This window comes from Chromohalobacter sp. HP20-39 (assembly GCF_033052815.1).
In the GTDB taxonomy this organism is placed as follows: domain Bacteria; phylum Pseudomonadota; class Gammaproteobacteria; order Pseudomonadales; family Halomonadaceae; genus Chromohalobacter.
Genome location: NZ_JAWHTP010001103.1, coordinates 1 through 240 on the forward strand (window position 1 = coordinate 1; position 240 = coordinate 240).

Annotated in this window: 1 protein-coding gene; it reads left to right on the plus strand. The window is 31.7% G+C overall.

The genetic code is table 11. The annotated features are described in order from the left end of the window. The coding region (locus RVY79_RS21330) for a hypothetical protein (RefSeq protein WP_317466621.1) at nucleotides 1-240 on the plus strand (240 nt) is incomplete at both ends.

Below are 240 nucleotides of genomic sequence, written 5' to 3' on the forward strand. Positions count from 1 at the left end.
CTTTGATAATCCAGATGTATTGAATATGTGGACTGGATTTGTTGAGCCAAAAAAGGGAGATATAAGCATATTTCTAGATTATATTGAAAATCTTGTTGGAAATAAAATAAATGCTGAATATATCGTTAAATTGCTTGCTTATACAGTTAGATTTCCACATAGAAATACTGGAACATCAATTGTCCTTGTCGGTCCACATGGTTGTGGAAAATCCACATTATCAGAAACTATAAGAGCAAT